General features: G+C 72.5%; 2 protein-coding genes. Both read right to left on the reverse strand.

Features of this window, described 5'->3' with window-relative positions:
- Positions 1 to 135 precede the first annotated feature (135 nt).
- Positions 136 to 7209 carry an amino acid adenylation domain-containing protein gene (locus ABZX90_RS42075; protein WP_355213530.1) on the reverse strand — a complete coding sequence of 2358 codons (7074 nt, stop codon included), beginning with the start codon at positions 7207 to 7209 and terminating at the stop codon, positions 136 to 138.
- On the reverse strand, positions 7206 to 18575 hold the full coding sequence (locus tag ABZX90_RS42080; protein ID WP_355213531.1) for an amino acid adenylation domain-containing protein: 11370 nt from the start codon (positions 18573 to 18575) through the stop codon (positions 7206 to 7208). The genes ABZX90_RS42075 and ABZX90_RS42080 overlap by 4 nt, the downstream gene beginning before the upstream one ends.
- Positions 18576 to 18654: the final 79 nt, after the last annotated feature.

The raw sequence follows: 18654 nt of genomic DNA on the forward strand, positions 1-18654 counted from the left end.
CGCTACGGAGGCCACGACCTGCCTTCCGGCGGCAAGAGCGGCAGGTTGTGGGCGGTTGGCGGCGGACCCGCGTCGCGCGCACACGAAAGTGCCCGGACCCGCCGTGTCGGCAGGTCCGGGCACCCCGTTCCCGTTCTACTGACGCACCCCCCGCAACTGCTCGCCCAGCACCTTGCCGATCTCCCGCAGCGGTTCGGCGCCGGTCATCTCCCAGTGCTCGCAGTCCACTTCGTACTCCTCGATCCGGCCGAGCACGTACGGTGCCCAGGACCCGGCGCCGGTCTGCGCGGCCGGCGTCCGCGAGGCGTTGAAGAACACCGCGTTCCCGCCGAACCGCCGCTCGGGCACGTACCGGTACCGCATCTCCAGGTGCGCCGCCGTCGCCTCGACGACCGCGGCGGCCTGCGCCGGGTCCAGGGCGCCGAGGATGGGGTCCTCGCGCCGCAGCACCTCGGCGAGTTCGGCGGGATCGGGCGCCGAGTCGGCGCAGGCCGCGTCGAGTTCGGCGCCGCGGGTGCCGAGGAACGCGGTGAGCACCTCGCGCCCGTCGACGACGGGGGCGGCGAAGCCCTCGGGCAGCGGATAGGCGTCCAGGAGGCCCAGCAGGGCGACCTCCTCGCCGAGTTCCTCCAGGCGGGCCGCGATCGCGTGCGCCACCAGTCCGCCGAAGGACCAGCCCAGCAGGTGATACGGCCCGTGCGGCTGGACGGAGCGGATCTCGGCCACGTAGGTGTCGGCCATCTCCGCCATGCTGCCCGGCCGCAGCGCCGGATCGGTCAACTCCCGTGCCTGCAGGCCGATCAGCGGCCGGTCGTCGAGGTGCCGCAGCAGTCCGGCGTAGCACCAGCTCATCCCGGAGACCGGGTGCACGCAGAACAGCGGCGGTTCACCGGAGGCGGCCCGGATCGGCAGCAGTGTCTCCAGCGGGTTGCCGCCGGCGTTCTCGGCGATGTGCTCGGCCAGCAGGGCCGGGGTCGGGTACTGGAACAGGTCCCGGATGGTGACCGGCGTGTCCCAGACCGCCCGGATCCGGCCGATGAGCCGGGTGGCGAGCAGGGAGTGTCCGCCGAGGTGGAAGAAGTGGTCGTCGATGGTGACGGACGGCACCCCGAGCACGGCCGCGTACAGGCCGCACAGGATCTCCTCGGCGGGGGTCCGCGGGGAGCGTCCGCCGGTGGCCTCGGCCCTCGGCGGCTCGGGCAGGGCTCGCCGGTCCAGCTTGCCGTTCACGGTGAGCGGCAGGGAGTCCAGGGCGACGATCGCGGCGGGCACCATGTACTCGGGCAGCGCGGCGGCGGCGTGCCGGCGCAGCTCGGCGAGGTCCATGGAGGCTTCGGCGGCCACCACGTACGCCACCAGCCGCTTGTCGCCTGGCCGGTCCTCGCGGATCATCACCGCGCACTGTGCGACCGACGGGTGCCTCAGCAGCGCCGACTCGATCTCGCCGGGCTCGATGCGGAACCCGCGCAGCTTGATCTGCTGGTCGGCGCGGCCGAGGTACTCCAGCGCCCCGTCCTGGCTCCAGCGGGCCAGGTCCCCGGTGCGGTACATCCGCGAGCCGGGCGCCCCGTGCGGGTTCGCGACGAACCGCTCGGCGCTCAGCACCGGCTGCCCGATGTAGCCCTGAGCGAGCCCGTGCCCGGCGACGTACAGCTCCCCGGGCACGCCCGGCGGCAGCAGCCGCAGGTTCTCGTCGAGGACGTAGGAGTGCTTGCCGGCGATGGGCCGGCCGATGGGGATGGCGGGCGCGGGCGCGGTGATGGTGTGGGCGGTGGTGAAGCCCATGCTCTCCGCCGGGCCGTAGCCGTTGACGAGGTGCAGGTGGGGATGGTCGGCCAGGGCCTTGGCGGTGTGCGCGGGCGAGGCCGCCTCACCGGCCGTCATGGCCTCCCGGACCCGGGAGAACACGGCCGGGTGCTCGTCGAGCATGTGGTTGAACAGGCTCGCCGACATCTGCAGGGTGGTGATGCCGTGCCGCTCCACCAGCTCCGCGATCTGGTGCGGGTCGGTGTGCTGGCCGGGCTGCAGCACGCACACCCCGCCGTGCAGCAGCGGCCCGAACACCTCCAGCGCGAACGCGTCCCAGGACACCGGCGAGCTCTGCAGATATGTCTGCTCCGGACCGAAGTGGAGGTAGTCCGGTCCGATGAAGGTTGCCGCGAGGGCCCGGTGCGAGGCCGCCACGCCCTTGGGCACCCCGGTCGAGCCCGAGGTGAACATGACGCACGCGGTGGCCTCCGGGTGCCCGCCGGTCTCCACGTCCGTCCCGGACAGGGCGCTGATCGCGGCCGCGTCCACGGTCAGGTCGACCAGGGGCGCCGCGGTCGGCAGCGCGGCCAGGTGGCTCTGGGTGACCAGGGCGGACGGCCGCGTCTGCCCCAGCACGGTGGTGAGCCGGTCGGCGGGGAACTGCGGGTCCAGCACGGTGTATCCGGCGCCCGCCTTCAGCACCGCGAGGATCGAGGCGATCAGATGCGGCGAGCGCTCCAGGTGCAGGGCGACGAGGCTGCCCGGGGTGACTCCGCGCGTGGTCAGGTGTCGGGCCAGCCGGTTGGACCACACGTCGAGTTCGGCGTACGTCAGCTGCTGCTCCTCGAAGACCAGCGCGAGGGAGTGGGGGGTGCGGGCCGCCTGTCCGACGAAGAGCCCGTCGAGCCCGAGGGCCGGGGCCGGCGTCGGCGCACCGCTCCAGTCCAGCACCCGCTCCAGCTCGCCTCCGGACAGCAACTCAAGCTCGGCGACCGGGAGTTCGGGGTCCGTGACGGCCGCCTGTAGCAGTCGTACGAGACGGTCGGCGGCGGCCTCGATCGTGCTCGCGTCGTACAGGTCGGTGGCGTACTCGACGGTGATGTCCAGTCCGCCGGGCTCGCCGTCCGCACCCCGGTGCTCGGCGAACGCGAAGGTCAGGTCGAACTTCGCGACGGAGGCCGACGGGGAGGCGAACTCGCCCTCCAGATCGCCCAGTCGGGGCGCCTCGGTAGAGGTGTCGCCGACGGTGAGCATGACCTGGAAGAGGGGGTGGCGGGCCGTGGTCCGCTCGGGGTTGAGGATCTCCACGAGCCGGTCGAAGGGCAGGTCCTGGTGCGCCCAGGCGGCCAGGTCGGTCTCCCGGACGCGGGTCAGCAGCTCCCGGAAGCCCGGATTGCCGCTCAGATCGGTGCGCAGGACCAGGGTGTTGACGAAGAAGCCGACGACGTCGTCGAGCTTCTGGTCGGTGCGGCCCGCGACGGGCGAGCCGAGCGGGATGTCCTGGCCGGCCCCGGAGCGGGACAGCAGGGTGGCCACGGCGGCCTGGGCGACCATGAACAGGGTCGCGCCGGTGTCCTGGGCCAGCGCGGTCAGCTTCTGGTGGAGTCCGGCGTCGCCGTGCACGGTGTGCGTGGTCCCCCGGTTGGAGGGGCTCGCCGGGCGGGGCCGGTCCGCGGGGAGCGTGGCCTCCTCCGGCAGCTCGGCCAACGCCTGGCGCCAGTGCTCCAGTTGACGCTCCTCGTCCTCCTCCATGACCTTCTGCTGCCACAGCGCGTAGTCGGCGTACTGGACAGGCAGCGGCTCCCACTGCGGGGCCTGCCCCTCGGTGCGGGCCTCGTAGGCGGCGGCCAGGTCGCGGAAGAGGGGGGCGTTGGACCAGCCGTCGGAGGCGATGTGGTGGATCACCAGCGACAGCACGTGCGCCTGCTCGCCCAGCCTGAACAGGCGGGCGCGGAAGGGGAGTTCACCGGCCAGATTGAAGGTGCGCGAGGCCTCCGCGCCCAGCAGGCCGGCCAGGTCCTCCTCGACGGCGGCAACGCGCGGCAGCTCCACGGGTCCGCCCGGCAGGATGTGCTGGTACGGCTTGTTCTCGTGGACGGGGTAGTACGTGCGCAGGCTCTCGTGGCGGGTGACCAGGTCGCCCAGGGCCTGGCGCAGGGCCTCGGCGTCGAGGGAGCCGGTGAGGCGCAGCGCCATCGGGATGTTGTACGTCGCGGACGGGCCCTCCAACTGGTCCAGGAACCAGAGCCGTTGCTGGGCCGAGGACAGCGGCACCCGCTCCGGACGCTCCTGCGGTGTGAGCGCCGGCCGCCGCGTGCCGCCGCCCGCCGCGGTGAGCCGCTCGGCGAGCAGGGCGACCGTCGGGTACTGGAACAGGTCCCGGATGGTGATGTCGGCGTCCCACACGGCACGGATACGGCTGATGAGCCGGGTGGCGAGCAGGGAGTGGCCGCCGCGGTGGAAGAAGTGGTCGTCGACGGTGGCCGACGGGAGCCCGAGCACGGCCGCGAACAGGCCGCACAGCACCTCCTCGGCGGGGGTACGGGGTGCCCTGCCGCCGCTGTCCGCGCTCTGCCGGGGCGCGGGCAGCGCACGCCGGTCGATCTTGCCGTTGGTCGTCAGCGGCAGCGCGTCGAGGACGACGAACGCCGACGGGACCATGTACTCCGGCAGCGTGGTGGAGATCTCCCGCTGCACCTCCTCGACGTCCAGCCGTACGTCCTGCGTCGCGACCAGGTAGGCGACGAGGCGCTTGTCGCCGGGACGGTCCTCGCGGACGATCACGGTGGCCTGGGCGACGGCCGCGTGGGCGGTCAACGCGCTCTCGATCTCGCCCGGTTCGATCCGGAAGCCGCGCAGCTTGACCTGCTGGTCGGCCCGGCCCAGGTACTCCAGCGAGCCCTCGTGGCTCCAGCGGACCAGGTCCCCGGTCCGGTACATCCGCTGGCCGGCCGCACCGAAGAACGGGTCGGCGACGAAGCGTTCCGCGGTGAGCGACGGCCGGTTGAGGTAGCCCTGCGCCAGACCCGCGCCCGCGATGTACAGCTCACCCGGGGTACCGGGCGGCACCAGACGCAGGGCGGAGTCGAGGACGTACAGCCGGTGGTTGTCGAGGGCCTCGCCGATCGGGACGGTGCCCGGGTGGTCGAAGGGGCTGCGGATGCGGTGGGTGGCGGCGAAGGTGGTGGTCTCGGTCGGGCCGTAGCCGTTGACGACGGTCGTGTCCGGGCAGTGCTCGTGGATCCGGCGGACGGCCTCGGGCGGTACGACGTCCCCGCCCGACCACACTTCCCGGACCCCGGCGAAGGCCTCGGGTGCCTCCTCCGCCATGACCCGGAACAGGCCCGCGGTCAGCCACACGCTCGTGATCCCGTGGGTGTCGATCAGCCGCCGGTAGCCCGCCGGGTCGAGGTGTCCGGGGGGAGCGACGACGAGGGTGCCGCCGTTGAGCCACGGGACCCATATCTCGTACGTCGACGCGTCGAACGCGGCCGGCGAGTGGAACAGCACCCGGCGGTGGGCGCCGCCCGCGTACCTGCTCTGCGCGGCCAGGTCGGCGACGTTGCGGTGGGTGACCGCGACGCCCTTCGGGACGCCGGTCGAGCCCGAGGTGAACATGGCGTACACCGGCTCGTCGGGGTGGACGCCGGACACCGGCGCGGTGGCGGGCAGGCCCTCCGGGACGGTGGCGTTGTCGAGGACGACGAGGCGGGCGGTGGTCGCGGCGGCCACCGGGTGGTCGGCCAGCGCCTCGTCGGTGAGCAGCACGGGCGCCGCGGTGTCGGCGAGGATCTGGACGAGCCGGGTGTCCGGGTCGGTGGTGTTCAGCGGGGCGTACACCGCCCCCGCCTTCACCACCGCCAGCAGCGCGGTGAGCAGCCCGGCCGAGCGCTCCATCAGGACGGCGACCACGTCACCGCGCCGGACGCCGAGGTTGATCAGGTGGTGGGCGAGCCGGTTGGTGAGCTCGTCCAGTTCGCCGTAGGTGAAGTCCTCGTACTCGTCGACCATCGCGACCGCGTCCGGGGTGCGGGCGGCCTGCGCGGAGAAAAGCTCGGCCAGGCTCGCGTCCGGGGCGCCGGTGACCGTGCCCGCCCACGCGTCGAGGAGCTGCCGGCGCTCGTGCTCGCCAAGCAGGTCCAGGACGGACAGCGGCGTGTCCGGCGAGGTGAGCACCGACTCCAGGAGCCGCCGCAGCCGCGCCATGAGGGCGTCGATCGTGCGCGCGTCGTACAGGTCGGTGGCGTACTCGATGGTGATGTCCAGCCCGTTGGGCCGACCGTCGCGGGTGCGGTGCTCGGCGAAACCGAAGGTCAGGTCGAACTTGGCGATCTGCAGCTCGCTGTACTCGGTCCGGGCATCCAGGCCGGGGAAGCCGACCGCGTCCGAACCGGCCTCGCCGAGGGTCAGCATCACCTGGAACAAGGGGTGCCGGGACGCGGACCGTTCGGGGTTGAGGACCTCCACCAGCCGGTCGAAGGGCAGGTCCTGGTGGTTCCACGCGGCCAGGTCGGTCCCCCGGACCCGGCCGAGCAGGTCCCGGAAGCTCGGGTCACCGCTCAAGTCGGTGCGCAGGACAAGGGTGTTGACGAAGAATCCGACCAGACCGTCCAGCGCCTCGTCGATGCGCCCGGAGACCGGCGAGCCGACCGGGATGTCGAGGCCTGCGCCGGATCGGGACAGCACGGTCGCGACCGCCGCCTGCACCGCCATGAACAGGGTGGCCCCCGACTCCCGCGCCAGGTGCGTGAATCCGGTGTGCAGGTCGGCCGGCAGGTGGTCGGTGCAGGTGGCGCCGTGGTAGGAGGCGGCGGCCGGGCGGGGACGGTCGGCGGGGAGGGTGGCCTCCTCGGGCAGGTCAGCCAACGCCTCCTGCCAGAAGGCGAGTTGCTTGGAACCGGCACTCTCCGGGTCGTCCGCCTCGCCGAGCAGTTCCTGCTGCCACAGCGTGTAGTCGGCGTACTGGACGGGCAGCGGCTCCCAGTCGGGCGCCTGCCCTTGGGTGCGCGCCCCGTAGGCGGCGGCCAGGTCGGCGAGCAGCGGGGCGGTCGAACCGCCGTCGGAGACGATGTGGTGCATCACCACCAGCAGGACGTGCTCCCGCTCGCCGAGCGCGATCAGCCGCGCCCGCACCGGCAGGTCCACCGCGAGGTGGAAGACCTGTGCGGACTGATCGGCGAGGACGGCCGCCAGGGTCTCGCCGGTGGCCGGGACCACCGGCAGCTCGAACTCCACCTCCTCCTCGGCCAGGATGTGCTGGTACGGCGTGCCGTCCTGGTCCGGGAAGAGGGTCCGCAGGCTCTCGTGCCGGCCGATCACATCGGCGATCGCCGACTGGAGGGCGTTCCGGTCGAGTTCACCGGACAGCCGGACGGCCAGCGGAATGTTGTACGTCGTCGAAGGGCCCTCCATCTGCGCGATGAACCACAGACGCTGCTGGGCGAAGGACAAGGGGATCACTTGGTTGCTCCCATCCGGCGCATCGGCCGCAGTTTGGGCCTGGCGGCCACGGCGCCGTCGAGCTTCTCGACGAGCGTTGCCACGATCGGGTTCTCGAAGAGGGTCGCCACGGACACCTCGACCTCCAGCACGGTGCGGATACGGCCGACCAGCCGGGTGGCGAGCAGGGAGTGCCCGCCGAGGTGGAAGAAGTGGTCGTCGATGGTGACGGCGGGCAGGCCGAGGATCTCGGCGAAGAGCCCGCAGAGGACTTCTTCCCTGGGTGTGCGGGGTGCGCGTCCGGAGACGGCCTCACTGCTCGACTGCGGTGCGGGCAGGGACTTGCGGTCCACCTTGCCGTTGCCGGTCAGCGGGATCGTGTCCAGCACCATCAGCACCGACGGCACCATGTACTCGGGCAGCAGCCCGGCCGTGCGCCGCTTCACGTCCTCGATGTCGACGCCTGCCCCGTCCTGCGCGGTGAGGTAGGCGACGAGGCGTTTGTCGCCGGGGCGGTCCTCGCGGACGGTGACGACCGCTTGGCCGACGGCCTCGTGGGCCGCCAGCACGCTCTCGATCTCGCCGAGTTCGATACGGAAGCCGCGCAGTTTCACCTGTTCGTCGGCCCGGCCCAGGTATTCGAGCGAGCCTTCCCGGTTCCAGCGGACCAGGTCGCCGGTGCGGTACATCCGCCCACCGGCCGGACCGTAGGGGTCGGCGACGAAGCGGTCGGCGGTCAGTCCGGGGCGGTCGAGGTAGCCCTGGGCGAGGCCCGCGCCGGCGATGTAGAGCTCGCCGGGGGTACCGGGTGGGGCGAGTCGGAGGCGGGGGTCGAGGACGTAGAGGCGGTGGTTGTCGAGCGCCTCGCCGATCGGGATGGCCCTGGTGTGGTCGAGGGGCCTCTTCACGTGGTGCGTTGCCGCGAAGGTGGTGGTCTCGGTGGGGCCGTAGCCGTTGACGACGGTGATCCCCGGGTTGTGGTCCATCACCCGGCGGACGGCCTCCGGCGGCACCACGTCGCCGCCCGCCCAGACCTCCCGCACACCCGCGAAGGCATGCGGGGCCTCCTCGGCGATCAGGCGGAAGAGGCCCGCGGTCAGCCAGAGGCCGGTGATCGCGTGGTCGGCGATGAGCTGCTCATAGGCGACGGCGTCGAGGTGTCCGGCAGGCGCGACGACCAGTGTCCCGCCGGTCAGCCACGGGACCCACATCTCATACGTGGAGGCGTCGAAGGCCATCGGGGAGTGGAACAGGACCCGGGAGTGGCTGCCGCCCGCGTACATCCGCTGATGCGCCAGGTCGGCGACATTGCGGTGGGTGACCGCGACACCCTTCGGAACACCCGTCGAGCCCGAGGTGAACATCGCGTACACGGGCTGGTCCGGATGCACCCGCACCCCGGGATCGCCCGCGTCGCCCTGATCCGGGGCCGCGCTCGGGATGACCTTGGCCCCCGCGGGCAGCCGCACCTCCCCGGGATCCCGGTCGGTGACGAAGAACGAGACGTCGGACTGCTCGACGATGAGCTGGACGCGCTCCATCGGATAGCGGGTGTCGAGCGGGACGTACACACCGCCCGCCTTGACGACGGCCAGTGTGGTGACGACCGAGTCCACCGACCGCTCCTGGAAGAGAGCGACCCGGCTGCCGACACCAACTCCCTCCGCGATCAGCCGGCGAGCCAGCCGGTTCGCCCGCTCCTCCAGCTCCCGGTACGACAACTCCTCGCCGCCGTGTACGACAGCCACCGCGTCCGGAGTACGCGCGACCTGCGCAGCGAACAGCTCCCCCAGCCCGGCGTCCACGCTGCCGGTGACAGACCCGGCCCACGACTCCAGCAACAGCGACCGCTCACCTTCGGACAGCAACTCCAGTGCATCGACGGGCAGTTCAGGTGCGGCCACGGCCGCTTCCAGCAGTCGTAGGAGACGGTCCGCGACGCTCTCGACCGTGCTCGCGTCGAACAGGTCGGTCGCGTACTCGACGGTGATGTCCAGACCGCCGGGCTCCCCGTCCGCCCGCCGGTGCTCCGCGAAGCCGAAGGTGAGGTCGAACTTGGCGATCTCCACCTGCGAGAACTCGTACGCCGTGTCCAGGCCGGGCAGTTCGGGCGCGTCGGCCGCCGTGTCGCCCAGGGTCAGCATGACCTGGAACAGGGGGTGCCGGGCAGGTGTGCGCTCGGGGTTGAGGATCTCGACGAGCCGGTCGAAGGGCAGGTCCTGGTGGTTCCAGGCGGCCAGGTCGGTCTCGCGGACGCGGTCCAGCAGGTCGCGGAAGCTCGGGGCGCCGGTCAGGTCGGTGCGCAGGACCAGGGTGTTGACGAAGAAACCGACGAGGTCGTCGAGCTGCTGGTCCGTGCGGCCGGCGACCGGGGAGCCGAGCGGGATGTCGTACCCGGCACCCGAGCGGGAAAGCAGGGTCGACACCGCCGCCTGCGCGACCATGAACAGGGTCGTGCCCGTGTCCTGGGCCAGCGCGGTCAGCTTCTGGTGGAGTCCGGCGTCGCCGTGCACGGTGTGCGTGCTGCCCCGGTTGGAGGCGATCGCCGGGCGGGGCCGGTCGGCCGGGAGGGTGGCCTCCTCCGGCAGGTCCGCCAACGCCTGTCGCCAGAAGCCGAGTTGGCGCTCCTCGTCCTGCTCCATCAGCTGCTGCTGCCACAGCGCGTAGTCGGCGTACTGGACGGGCAGCGGCTCCCACTGCGGGGCCTGCCCCTCGGTCCGGGCCTCGTAGGCGGCCGCCAGGTCGCGGAAGAGGGGGGCGTTGGACCAGCCGTCGGAGGCGATGTGGTGGATCACCAGGAGCAGGACGTGCTCCCGGTCGCCGAGGGCCAGCAGGTGGGCGCGGAGCGGGATGCCGGAGGCCAGGCCGAAGGGGGTGGCCGCGAGGCCGGCCAGACGGGCGGCGAGCGTGTCGGGCGTGACCGGGACGACGGGCAGTTCGACCGGCTCGGGGGCTCGCACCGACTGGTAGGCCTTGCCTTCGTGGGTGGGGTAGACGGTGCGCAGGCTCTCGTGGCGGGTGACCAGGTCGGTGAGGGCCTGCCGCAGGGCCTCGACGTCCACCGCGCCGGTGAGGCGCAGCGCCATCGGGATGTTGTACGTCGCCGACGGGCCCTCCATCTGGTCCAGGAACCAGAGCCGTTGCTGGGCGGAGGACAGCGGTACGCGCTCGGGGCGTTCCTGCGCGCGGGTCAGCGCGGCGCGGGGAAGTTCGCCGCTGCCCTCCGTGACCCGCTCGGACAGCGCGACCACGGTCGGGTACCGGAACAGGTCTCGGACGCCGAGTTGGACGCCGAAGGCCTGGCGGATGCGGCTGATGAGGCGGGTGGCGAGCAGGGAGTGGCCGCCCCGGTGGAAGAAGTGGTCGTCGATGGTGGCCGACGGAAGCCCGAGGACCGCCGCGAACAGGCCGCACAGGACCTCTTCCTGGGGGGTTCGCGGGGCGCGTCCGGTGACATCGTGGGTGACCTGCGGGGTGGGCAGCGCGCGCCGGTCGATCTTGCCGTTGGCGGTCAGCGGGATCGCGTCGAGGAGCACGAAGGCCGACGGGACCATGTACTCGGGGAGTGCCGAAGTGGCGTGCCGGCGCAGGTCGTTCAGGTCGACGCCGCCCTCGGCGGCCACGAGGTAGGCGACGAGCCGCTTGTCCCCGGGCCGGTCCTCGCGGACGATCACCGTGGCCTGGACGACGCTTTCATGGCCCGTCAGCACGGTCTCGGTCTCGCCGAGTTCGATGCGGAAGCCGCGCAGCTTGACCTGCTGGTCGGCCCGGCCGAGGTACTCCAGCGAGCCCTCGTGGTTCCACCGCACCAGGTCCCCGGTGCGGTACATCCGGGCGCCCGGCTCGTCGCCGTACGGGTCGGCGACGAACCGCTCGGCGGTGAGCGACGGGCGGCCCACATAGCCGCGCGCCAGACCGGCCCCGGCGATGTACAGCTCGCCGGGCGCACCGGCCGGAACGAGCCGGAGCGCGGAGTCGAGGACGTAGAGGCGGTGGTTGTCGAGGGCCTCACCGATCGGGACCGTGCCGGGGTGGTCGTAGGGACGGCGGATGCGGTGGGTGGCGGCGAAGGTGGTCGTCTCGGTCGGGCCGTAGCCGTTGACGACGGTCGTGTCCGGGCAGTGCTCGTGGATCCGCCGCACCGCCTCGGGCGAGACGACGTCACCGCCCGCCCACACCTCCCGGAGCCCCGCGAAGGCCTCCGGCGCCTCCTCGGCCATCACCCGGAACAGCCCCGCCGTCAGCCACAGACTCGTGATCGAGTACCCGGCGATCAGCTCGCTCAGCGTGCCGGTCTCCAGGTGGCCCCGGGGCGCCACGACGACCGTGCCGCCGGTCAGCCACGGCACCCAGATCTCGTAGGTGGAGGCGTCGAAGGTGTGCGGGGAGTGGAAGAGCACCCGCTGGTGGCCGCCGCCCTCGTACATCCGCTGGCGGGCCAGATCGGCCACGTTGCGGTGGGTGACGGCGACACCCTTGGGGACGCCGGTCGAGCCCGAGGTGAACATGACGTACAGCCACTGGTCGGGGTGGGTGGGGGCGGTGGACCGCGTCGCGGGGCGGCCGTCGAGGTCCTTGGCCTCGACGACGAGGTCCCGGGCCTGCGCCCGGGTGACCAGCGGATGGTCGGCCAGCGCCCGGTCGGTGATCAGGACCGGCGCGTCGAGTTCGTCGAGGATCTGGGTGTGGCGGGTGTCCGGGTCGGCCGGGTTGAGGGGCGCGTAGGCGCCGCCCGCCTTCACGACCGCGAGCATGGCGATCAGGAGGTCGGCCGAGCGCTCCATCATCAGGGCGACGACGGACTCGGGGCCGACCCCGAGGCCGATGATCCGCTGCGCGAACCGGTCGGACTCGGCGTCGAGTTCGGCGTAGGTGAAGGAGCGCTCCTCGGACGCGACCGCGAGGGCGTCCGGCGTACGGGCCACCTGCGCGGCGAACAGCTCCGCGAGGCCCGCTTCCGGGAAGCCGGCCTCGGTGACCGGACCCGCACCCATCGCCAGCAGCCGCTCCCGCTCCTCGGGGCCGGTGAACTCCAGCTCCCCGACGGGAAGTTCCGGCGCGGCGACGGCCGCTTCCAGCAGTCGTACGAGACGGTCCGCGAGCCCCTCGACGGTCCTGGCGTCATACAGGTCCGTCGCGTACTCGATGGCCAGGTCCAGGCCGTCGGGACGGCCGTCAGCGTTGCGGTGCTCGTGGAAGGAGAAGGTCAGGTCGAACTTGGCGATCTCCAGCGGGGTGAAGCCCGACTCGGCGTGCACGCCCGGGAGTTCGAGGGCCGGCTTGGCCGCGTCCTGGAGGGTGAGAGCCACCTGGAAGAGCGGGTGCCGGGCGGTGCTGCGCTCGGGGTTGAGGATCTCGACGAGCCGGTCGAACGGCAGGTCCTGGTGGGCCCAGGCCGCCAGGTCGGTCTCCCGGACCCGGTCGAGCAGCTCACGGAAGGACGGGTCGCCCTCGACATCGGTGCGCAGCACCAGGCTGTTGACGAAGAAGCCCACCAGGTCGTCGAGGCGCTGGTCGGTGCGGCCCGCGATCGGCGCCCCGATCGGGATGTCCGTACCGGCGCCGGAGCGGGCCAGCGCGGTCGCCACCGCGGCCTGCGCCACCATGAACAGGGTCGTCCCGGTCTCCCGGGCCAGCCGGGTCAGCGCCTCGTGCAGCGCGGGCGGGCACTGCACGCCGTGCGTACGGCCCCGGAAGCTCGCGGTCGCCGGACGCGGCCGGTCGGCCGGGAGGGTCGCCTCCTCGGGCAGCTCGCCCAGCGTGTGCCGCCAGAACTCGGCCTGCCGTTCACCGTCCGTCGCCAGCAGCTCCTCCTGCCAGAGGGTGTAGTCGGCGTACTGGACGGGGAGTTGCTCCCACTCGGGTGCCCGGCCCGCGACCCGGGCGGTGTAGGCGGTCGCCACGTCGCGCAGGAAGGGGGCGGTGGACCAGCCGTCGGAGACGATGTGGTGCATGACCACGAGCAGCACGTGGTCCTGCGGGCCGGTGCCGAACAGGGAGGCCCGGACGGGGAGTTCGGCAGCCAGGTCGAAGGCGCGGGCCGCCTCCGCGCCGAGCAGCGCGTCCAGGGTGTGCTCGTCGGTGGGGGTGACCGGGAGGTCCAGGCGGATCTCCCCGGCCGGCAGCACCAGCTGCCCGGCCTCCCCGTCCGTCACCGAGAACAGCGTCCGCAGACTCTCGTGGCGTACGACGGTGTCGGTGAGCGCGAGCCGCAGCGCCTCGATGTCCACGGCTCCGGTGAGCCGCAGGGCGAGCGGGATGTTGTACGTCGCCGACGGCCCCTCCAACTGGTCCAGGAACCACAGCCGGCGCTGCCCGAACGACAGCGGCACCCGCTCCGGCCGCACCCGCTCCCGCAGCACGGGCCGCCGTACGTCCTCCCCACCCCGCTGTTCCACGAACTCGGCCAGCGCGGCCGGAGTCGGGCCCTGGAACAGGTCCTTCACGGTGATCTGCGCGCCGAAGGCCTGGCGGATGCGGCTGATGAGCCGGGTGGCGAGCAGGGAGTGCCCGCCGAGGTGGAAGAAGTGGTCGTCGATGGCGACGTCCGACAGCCCGAGAATCTCGGCGAACAGCCCGCACAGCACCTCCTCGGCGGGGGTGCGGGGCGCGCGCCCGGCGGCGGGCTCGCTGTCCGCCTTGGGCGCGGGCAGGGACTTGCGGTCCACCTTGCCGTTGCCCGTCAGCGGGATCGCCTCCATCGGCACGAAGGCCGACGGGACCATGTACTCGGGCAGGGCGCCCGCGGTCTGGCGCCGCAGGTCGTTCACGTCCAGACCGTCGTCTCCGGCGGGCACGACGTAGGCGACGAGGCGTTTGTCGCCGGGGCGGTCCTCGCGGACGGTGACGACCGCCTGGCCGACGGCCTCGTGGGCCGCCAGCACGCTCTCGATCTCACCGAGTTCGATACGGAAGCCGCGCAGTTTCACCTGTTCGTCGGCCCGGCCCAGGTATTCGAGCGAGCCTCCCTGGTTCCAGCGGACCAGGTCGCCGGAACGGTACATCCGCGCCCCCGGCGCCCCGAACGGGTCCGCCACGAAGCGGTCCGCGGTGAGGGAGGGGCGGTCGAGGTAGCCCTGGGCGAGGCCCGCGCCGGCGATGTAGAGCTCGCCGGGGGTACCGGGGGCGACCAGGCTGAGGTGCTCGTCGAGGACGTAGAGGCGGTGGTTGTCGAGGGCCTCGCCGATCGGGACGGGGCCGGTGTAGTCGAACGGGCGGCGGATGTGGTGGGTTGCCGCGAAGGTGGTGGTCTCGGTGGGGCCGTAGCCGTTGACGACGGTGATCCCCGGGTTGTGGTCCATCACCCGGCGGACAGCCTCCGGCGGCACCACGTCGCCGCCCGCCCAGACCTCCCGCACACCCGCGAAGGCATGCGGGGCCTCCTCGGCGATCAGACGGAAGAGGCCCGCGGTCAGCCAGAGACCGGTGATCGCGTGGTCGGCGATGAGCTGCTCATAGGCGACGGCGTCGAGGTGTCCGGCAGGCGCGACGACCAGTGCCCCACCCGTCAGCCACGGGACCCACATCTCATACGTGGAGGCGTCGAAGGCCATCGGGGAGTGGAACAGGACCCGGGAGTGGCTGCCGCCCGCGTACATCCGCTGATGCGCCAGGTCGGCGACATTGCGGTGGGTGACCGCGACACCCTTCGGAACACCGGTCGACCCCGAGGTGAACATCGCGTACACCGGCTGGTCCGGATGCACCCGCACCCCCGGGTCGCCCGCGTCCATGCCTGCGCCGTCCAGGTCGCGGACGTGGAACAGCTGGGCGTCGGCCGGGAGTTGGAGACCCGCGATGTCGGTGTCCGTGAGGAAGAAGCCGATGCTCGACTGGGCGACGACGAGCTGTATACGGTCCACGGGGTAGCGGGTGTCGAGCGGGACGTACACACCGCCCGCCTTGACGACGGCCAGTGTGGTGACGACCGAGTCCACCGACCGCTCCTGGAAAAGGGCGACCCGGCTGCCGACACCGACCCCCTCCGCGATCAGCCGGCGAGCCAGCCGGTTCGCCCGCTCGTCCAGCTCCCGGTACGACAACTCCTCGCCGCCGTGTACGACAGCCACCGCGTCCGGAGTACGCGCGACCTGCGCAGCGAACAGCTCCCCCAGCCCGGCGTCCACGCTGCCGGTGACAGACCCGGCCCACGACTCCAGCAGCAGCGACCGCTCGCCGGAGGACAGCAACTCCAGCTCCCCCACCGGCAGATCGGGCGCCTGCGCCGCCGCGTCCAGCAGGCGGACGAGCCGTGCGCCGGCCGCCTCGATCGTGCTCGCGTCGTACAGGTCGGTCGCGTACTCGACGGTGATGTCCAGACCGCCGGGCACCCCGTCCGCACCCCGGTGCTCCGCGAAGGAGAACGTGAGGTCGAACTTGGCGGCCTGCAGCCAGGTGAACTCGGCGTGGGTGTCGAGGCCTTCGGCGGTCAGGGTCGGGGTGGCCGCGTCGGTCAGGGTGAGCATGACCTGGAACAGCGGGTGCCGGGCCGCCGACCGGTCGGGGTTGAGGATCTCGACCAGGCGGTCGAAGGGCAGGTCCTGGTGCGCCCAGGCGGCCAGGTCGGTCTCCCGGACGCGGGTCAGCAGCTCCCGGAAGCTCGGGTTGCCGCTCAGGTCGGTGCGCAGGACCAGGGTGTTGACGAAGAAGCCGACGAGGTCGTCGAGCTGCTGGTCCGTGCGGCCGGCGATCGGTGAGCCGAGCGGGATGTCGTACCCGGCACCCGAGCGGGAAAGCAGGGTCGACACCGCCGCCTGCGCGACCATGAACACCGAGGCGCCGGACTCACGGGCCAGCGCCGCCAGGGCCGCGTGGACCTCGGGCGGGCAGTGCACGGTGTGGGTGCCACCGCGGTAGGAGGCGACCACCGGGCGCGGCCGTACGGCCGGCAGCGTGACCTCCTCGGGCAGGTCCGCCAACGCCGAGCTCCAAAAGCCCAGTTGGTCCTCCTCGCAGCCCTCCAGGAGCTGCCGCTGCCACAGCGTGTAGTCCGCGTACTGCACCGGCAGCGGCTCCCAGGCCGGGCGCTGTCCCCGCGAGCGGGTGACGTAGGCGGTGCTCAGGTCACGCATCAGCGGCTGGTACGACCAGCCGTCGGAGACGATGTGATGCATCACCACGAGGAGCACGTGCTCCCGCCCGCTCTCGCCGAGGCTGAACAGGCTCGCCCTCAGCGGAAGTTCACCGCCCAGGTCGAAGGCGCGCGCGGACTCGGCGGCCAGCAGGTCCGCCAGGTCCGCCTCGCTCGCGGGCGTGACCGGCAGCTCGACGCGCACCGCGTCCGCCGGGAGCACCCGCTGACAGGTCCGGCCGCCCTCCGTGCCGAAGACGGTGCGCAGGCTCTCGTGGCGGCCCACCACGTCGGTGAACGCCGCCTGGAGGGCGCGGACGTCGAGTTCGCCGCGCACCCGCACGGCCAGGGGGATGTTGTACGTCGCCGAGGGGCCCTCCAGCTGGTCCAGGAACCACAGTCGCTGCTGGGCCGCCGACAGCGGAAGCGGCTGGGGCCGCTCCTCGGCCGCCGTCAGCCCTGGCCGCCCGGACTCGCCGCCGCCTGTGGCGATGTACTCGGCGAGCAGGGCCACCGTCGGGTACTTGAAGAACTCCCGCAGGGTCAGCTGGACTTCGAGCGTGGTGCGGACCCGGCTGACCAGGCGGGTGGCGAGCAGGGAGTGGCCACCGACGGCGAAGAAGTCGTCGTCGATGCCGATCGAGGGCAGGCCCAGGGCGTGGGCGAAGAGGCCGCACAGCACCTCTTCGACACCGTTGCGCGGGGTCCGGCCGCTCGCCCTGGAACCGACCCGGGGCGCGGGCAGGGCGCGCCGGTCCAGCTTGCCGTTGGGCGTGAGCGGCAGTGCGCCGAGCGGCACGATCGCCGACGGGACCATGTACTCGACGAGCTCCTGGGCGGCGTACCGCAGCAGTTCGGCGGTGTCGACGACGCCCTCGACGGCCGGGACGACGTAGGCGACCAGGCGCTTGTCGCCGGGCCGGTCCTCACGGACGATCACCGCGGCCTGGTTCACGGACGGGTGGCCGGTGAGGACGGTCTCGATCTCGCCGGGCTCGATCCGGTTGCCGCGCAGCTTGATCTGCTGGTCGGCGCGGCCCAGGAAGACGATCTCGCCGTGCTCGTTCCAGGCGGCGAGGTCGCCGGTGCGGTACATGCGGCTGCCGGGCGGGCCGTACGGGTCGGCGGTGAAACGCTCGGCGGTGATGTCGGGGCGGCGGCTGTAGCCCTGCGCCAGGTGGGGCCCCGCGACGTAGAGTTCGCCGGTCTCGCCGGGGGCCGTGTGGCGCAGGCCGGCGTCCAGGACGTACATCGCGGTGTTGGCCATCGGAACGCCCAGGTGCAGCCGCTCCAGGGAGCGCAGCTCGGGGGTGAAGGCCTGGTAGCTGCAGAAGACGGTGGCCTCGGTGGGGCCGTAGACGTGCACGACCGTGGTGTCCGGGCAGTGGTCGAGGACCCTCGTCAGTGCCGTCGCGGACAGGACGTCGCCGCCGGTCCAGATCTCCCGCAGCCGGGCCAGGGCTCCGATCGCCTCGCCGGCCATCGCGTCGAAGAGAGCGGTGGTGAAGTAGGCGGCCGTGGCGTCGTGGCGGGCGATCGCCTCGCCCAGCTCACCGATGTCGATCTTCGGGGAGGAGAGGACCACGGCCAGGCCGCCGCGCAGCAGCGGCACCCAGAGTTCGTACGTCGAGGAGTCGAAGGCCAGCGGGGAGTAGGCGAGGACCCGTTCGTGGGCGGTGGTGCCGAAGCCGGGGTCCAGGGCCAGCTCCACCACGTTGCGGTGGGTGTTGACGACACCCTTCGGGGTGCCGGTGGAGCCGGAGGTGAACATCACGTACAGCGCCTGGTCGGGGTGGACCGCGACGCGGGGCGCGGGCGCAGGGTCGTACGCCGTGGCGCTCGCGTCGCTCACCCGCAGCGCGGGCAGGTCCGCGGCGAACGCGGTCGTCTCCTTCGCCGGACGGTCGGTGACCAGCAGCACGGCGTCGGTGTTGTCGAGGATCCAGCTCTGCCGCTCGGCACGCTGGCGCGGGTCCAGCGGCACGTACACACCGCCGCTCTTCAGTACCGCCAGCACCGTCACGACGTAGGCGAGGGAGCGGTCGAAGAGGAGGCCGACCGCGTCACCGGGGCCGACGCCCGCCGCGATCAGCCGGTGTGCCAGGGCGTCGGACGCCCCGTCCAGCTCCCGGTAGGTGAGCTCGCGCTCCCCGCTCACCAGGGCGACGGCGTCGGGCGTGCGGGCCGCCTGCGCGGCGAACAGCTCATGCAGCGGGCCGACGGGGAGGTCCACCGCCGTGTCGTTGTACGCGGCGATGTGCGCGGGCACGCCGTCGGCGCCCGTGGAGAGAGCCGGCTCGGCTTGCTGCTGGGACATCTCGACACCTTCTCGGAAGCTCGGTTGGCTGGTCTCGCGGCGTGCCGGGAGACCGACGGAGCCACGGCGGGACAAGGAA

The sequence above is a fragment of the Streptomyces sp. NPDC002935 genome (assembly GCF_040611295.1).
Lineage (GTDB): Bacteria > Actinomycetota > Actinomycetes > Streptomycetales > Streptomycetaceae > Streptomyces.

Bases quoted from the DNA above. Each gene is read 5' to 3' on its own strand.
- ABZX90_RS42080 (WP_355213531.1), bottom strand. From the start codon at position 18,575: ATGTCCCAGCAGCAAGCCGAGCCGGCTCTCTCCACGGGCGCCGACGGC.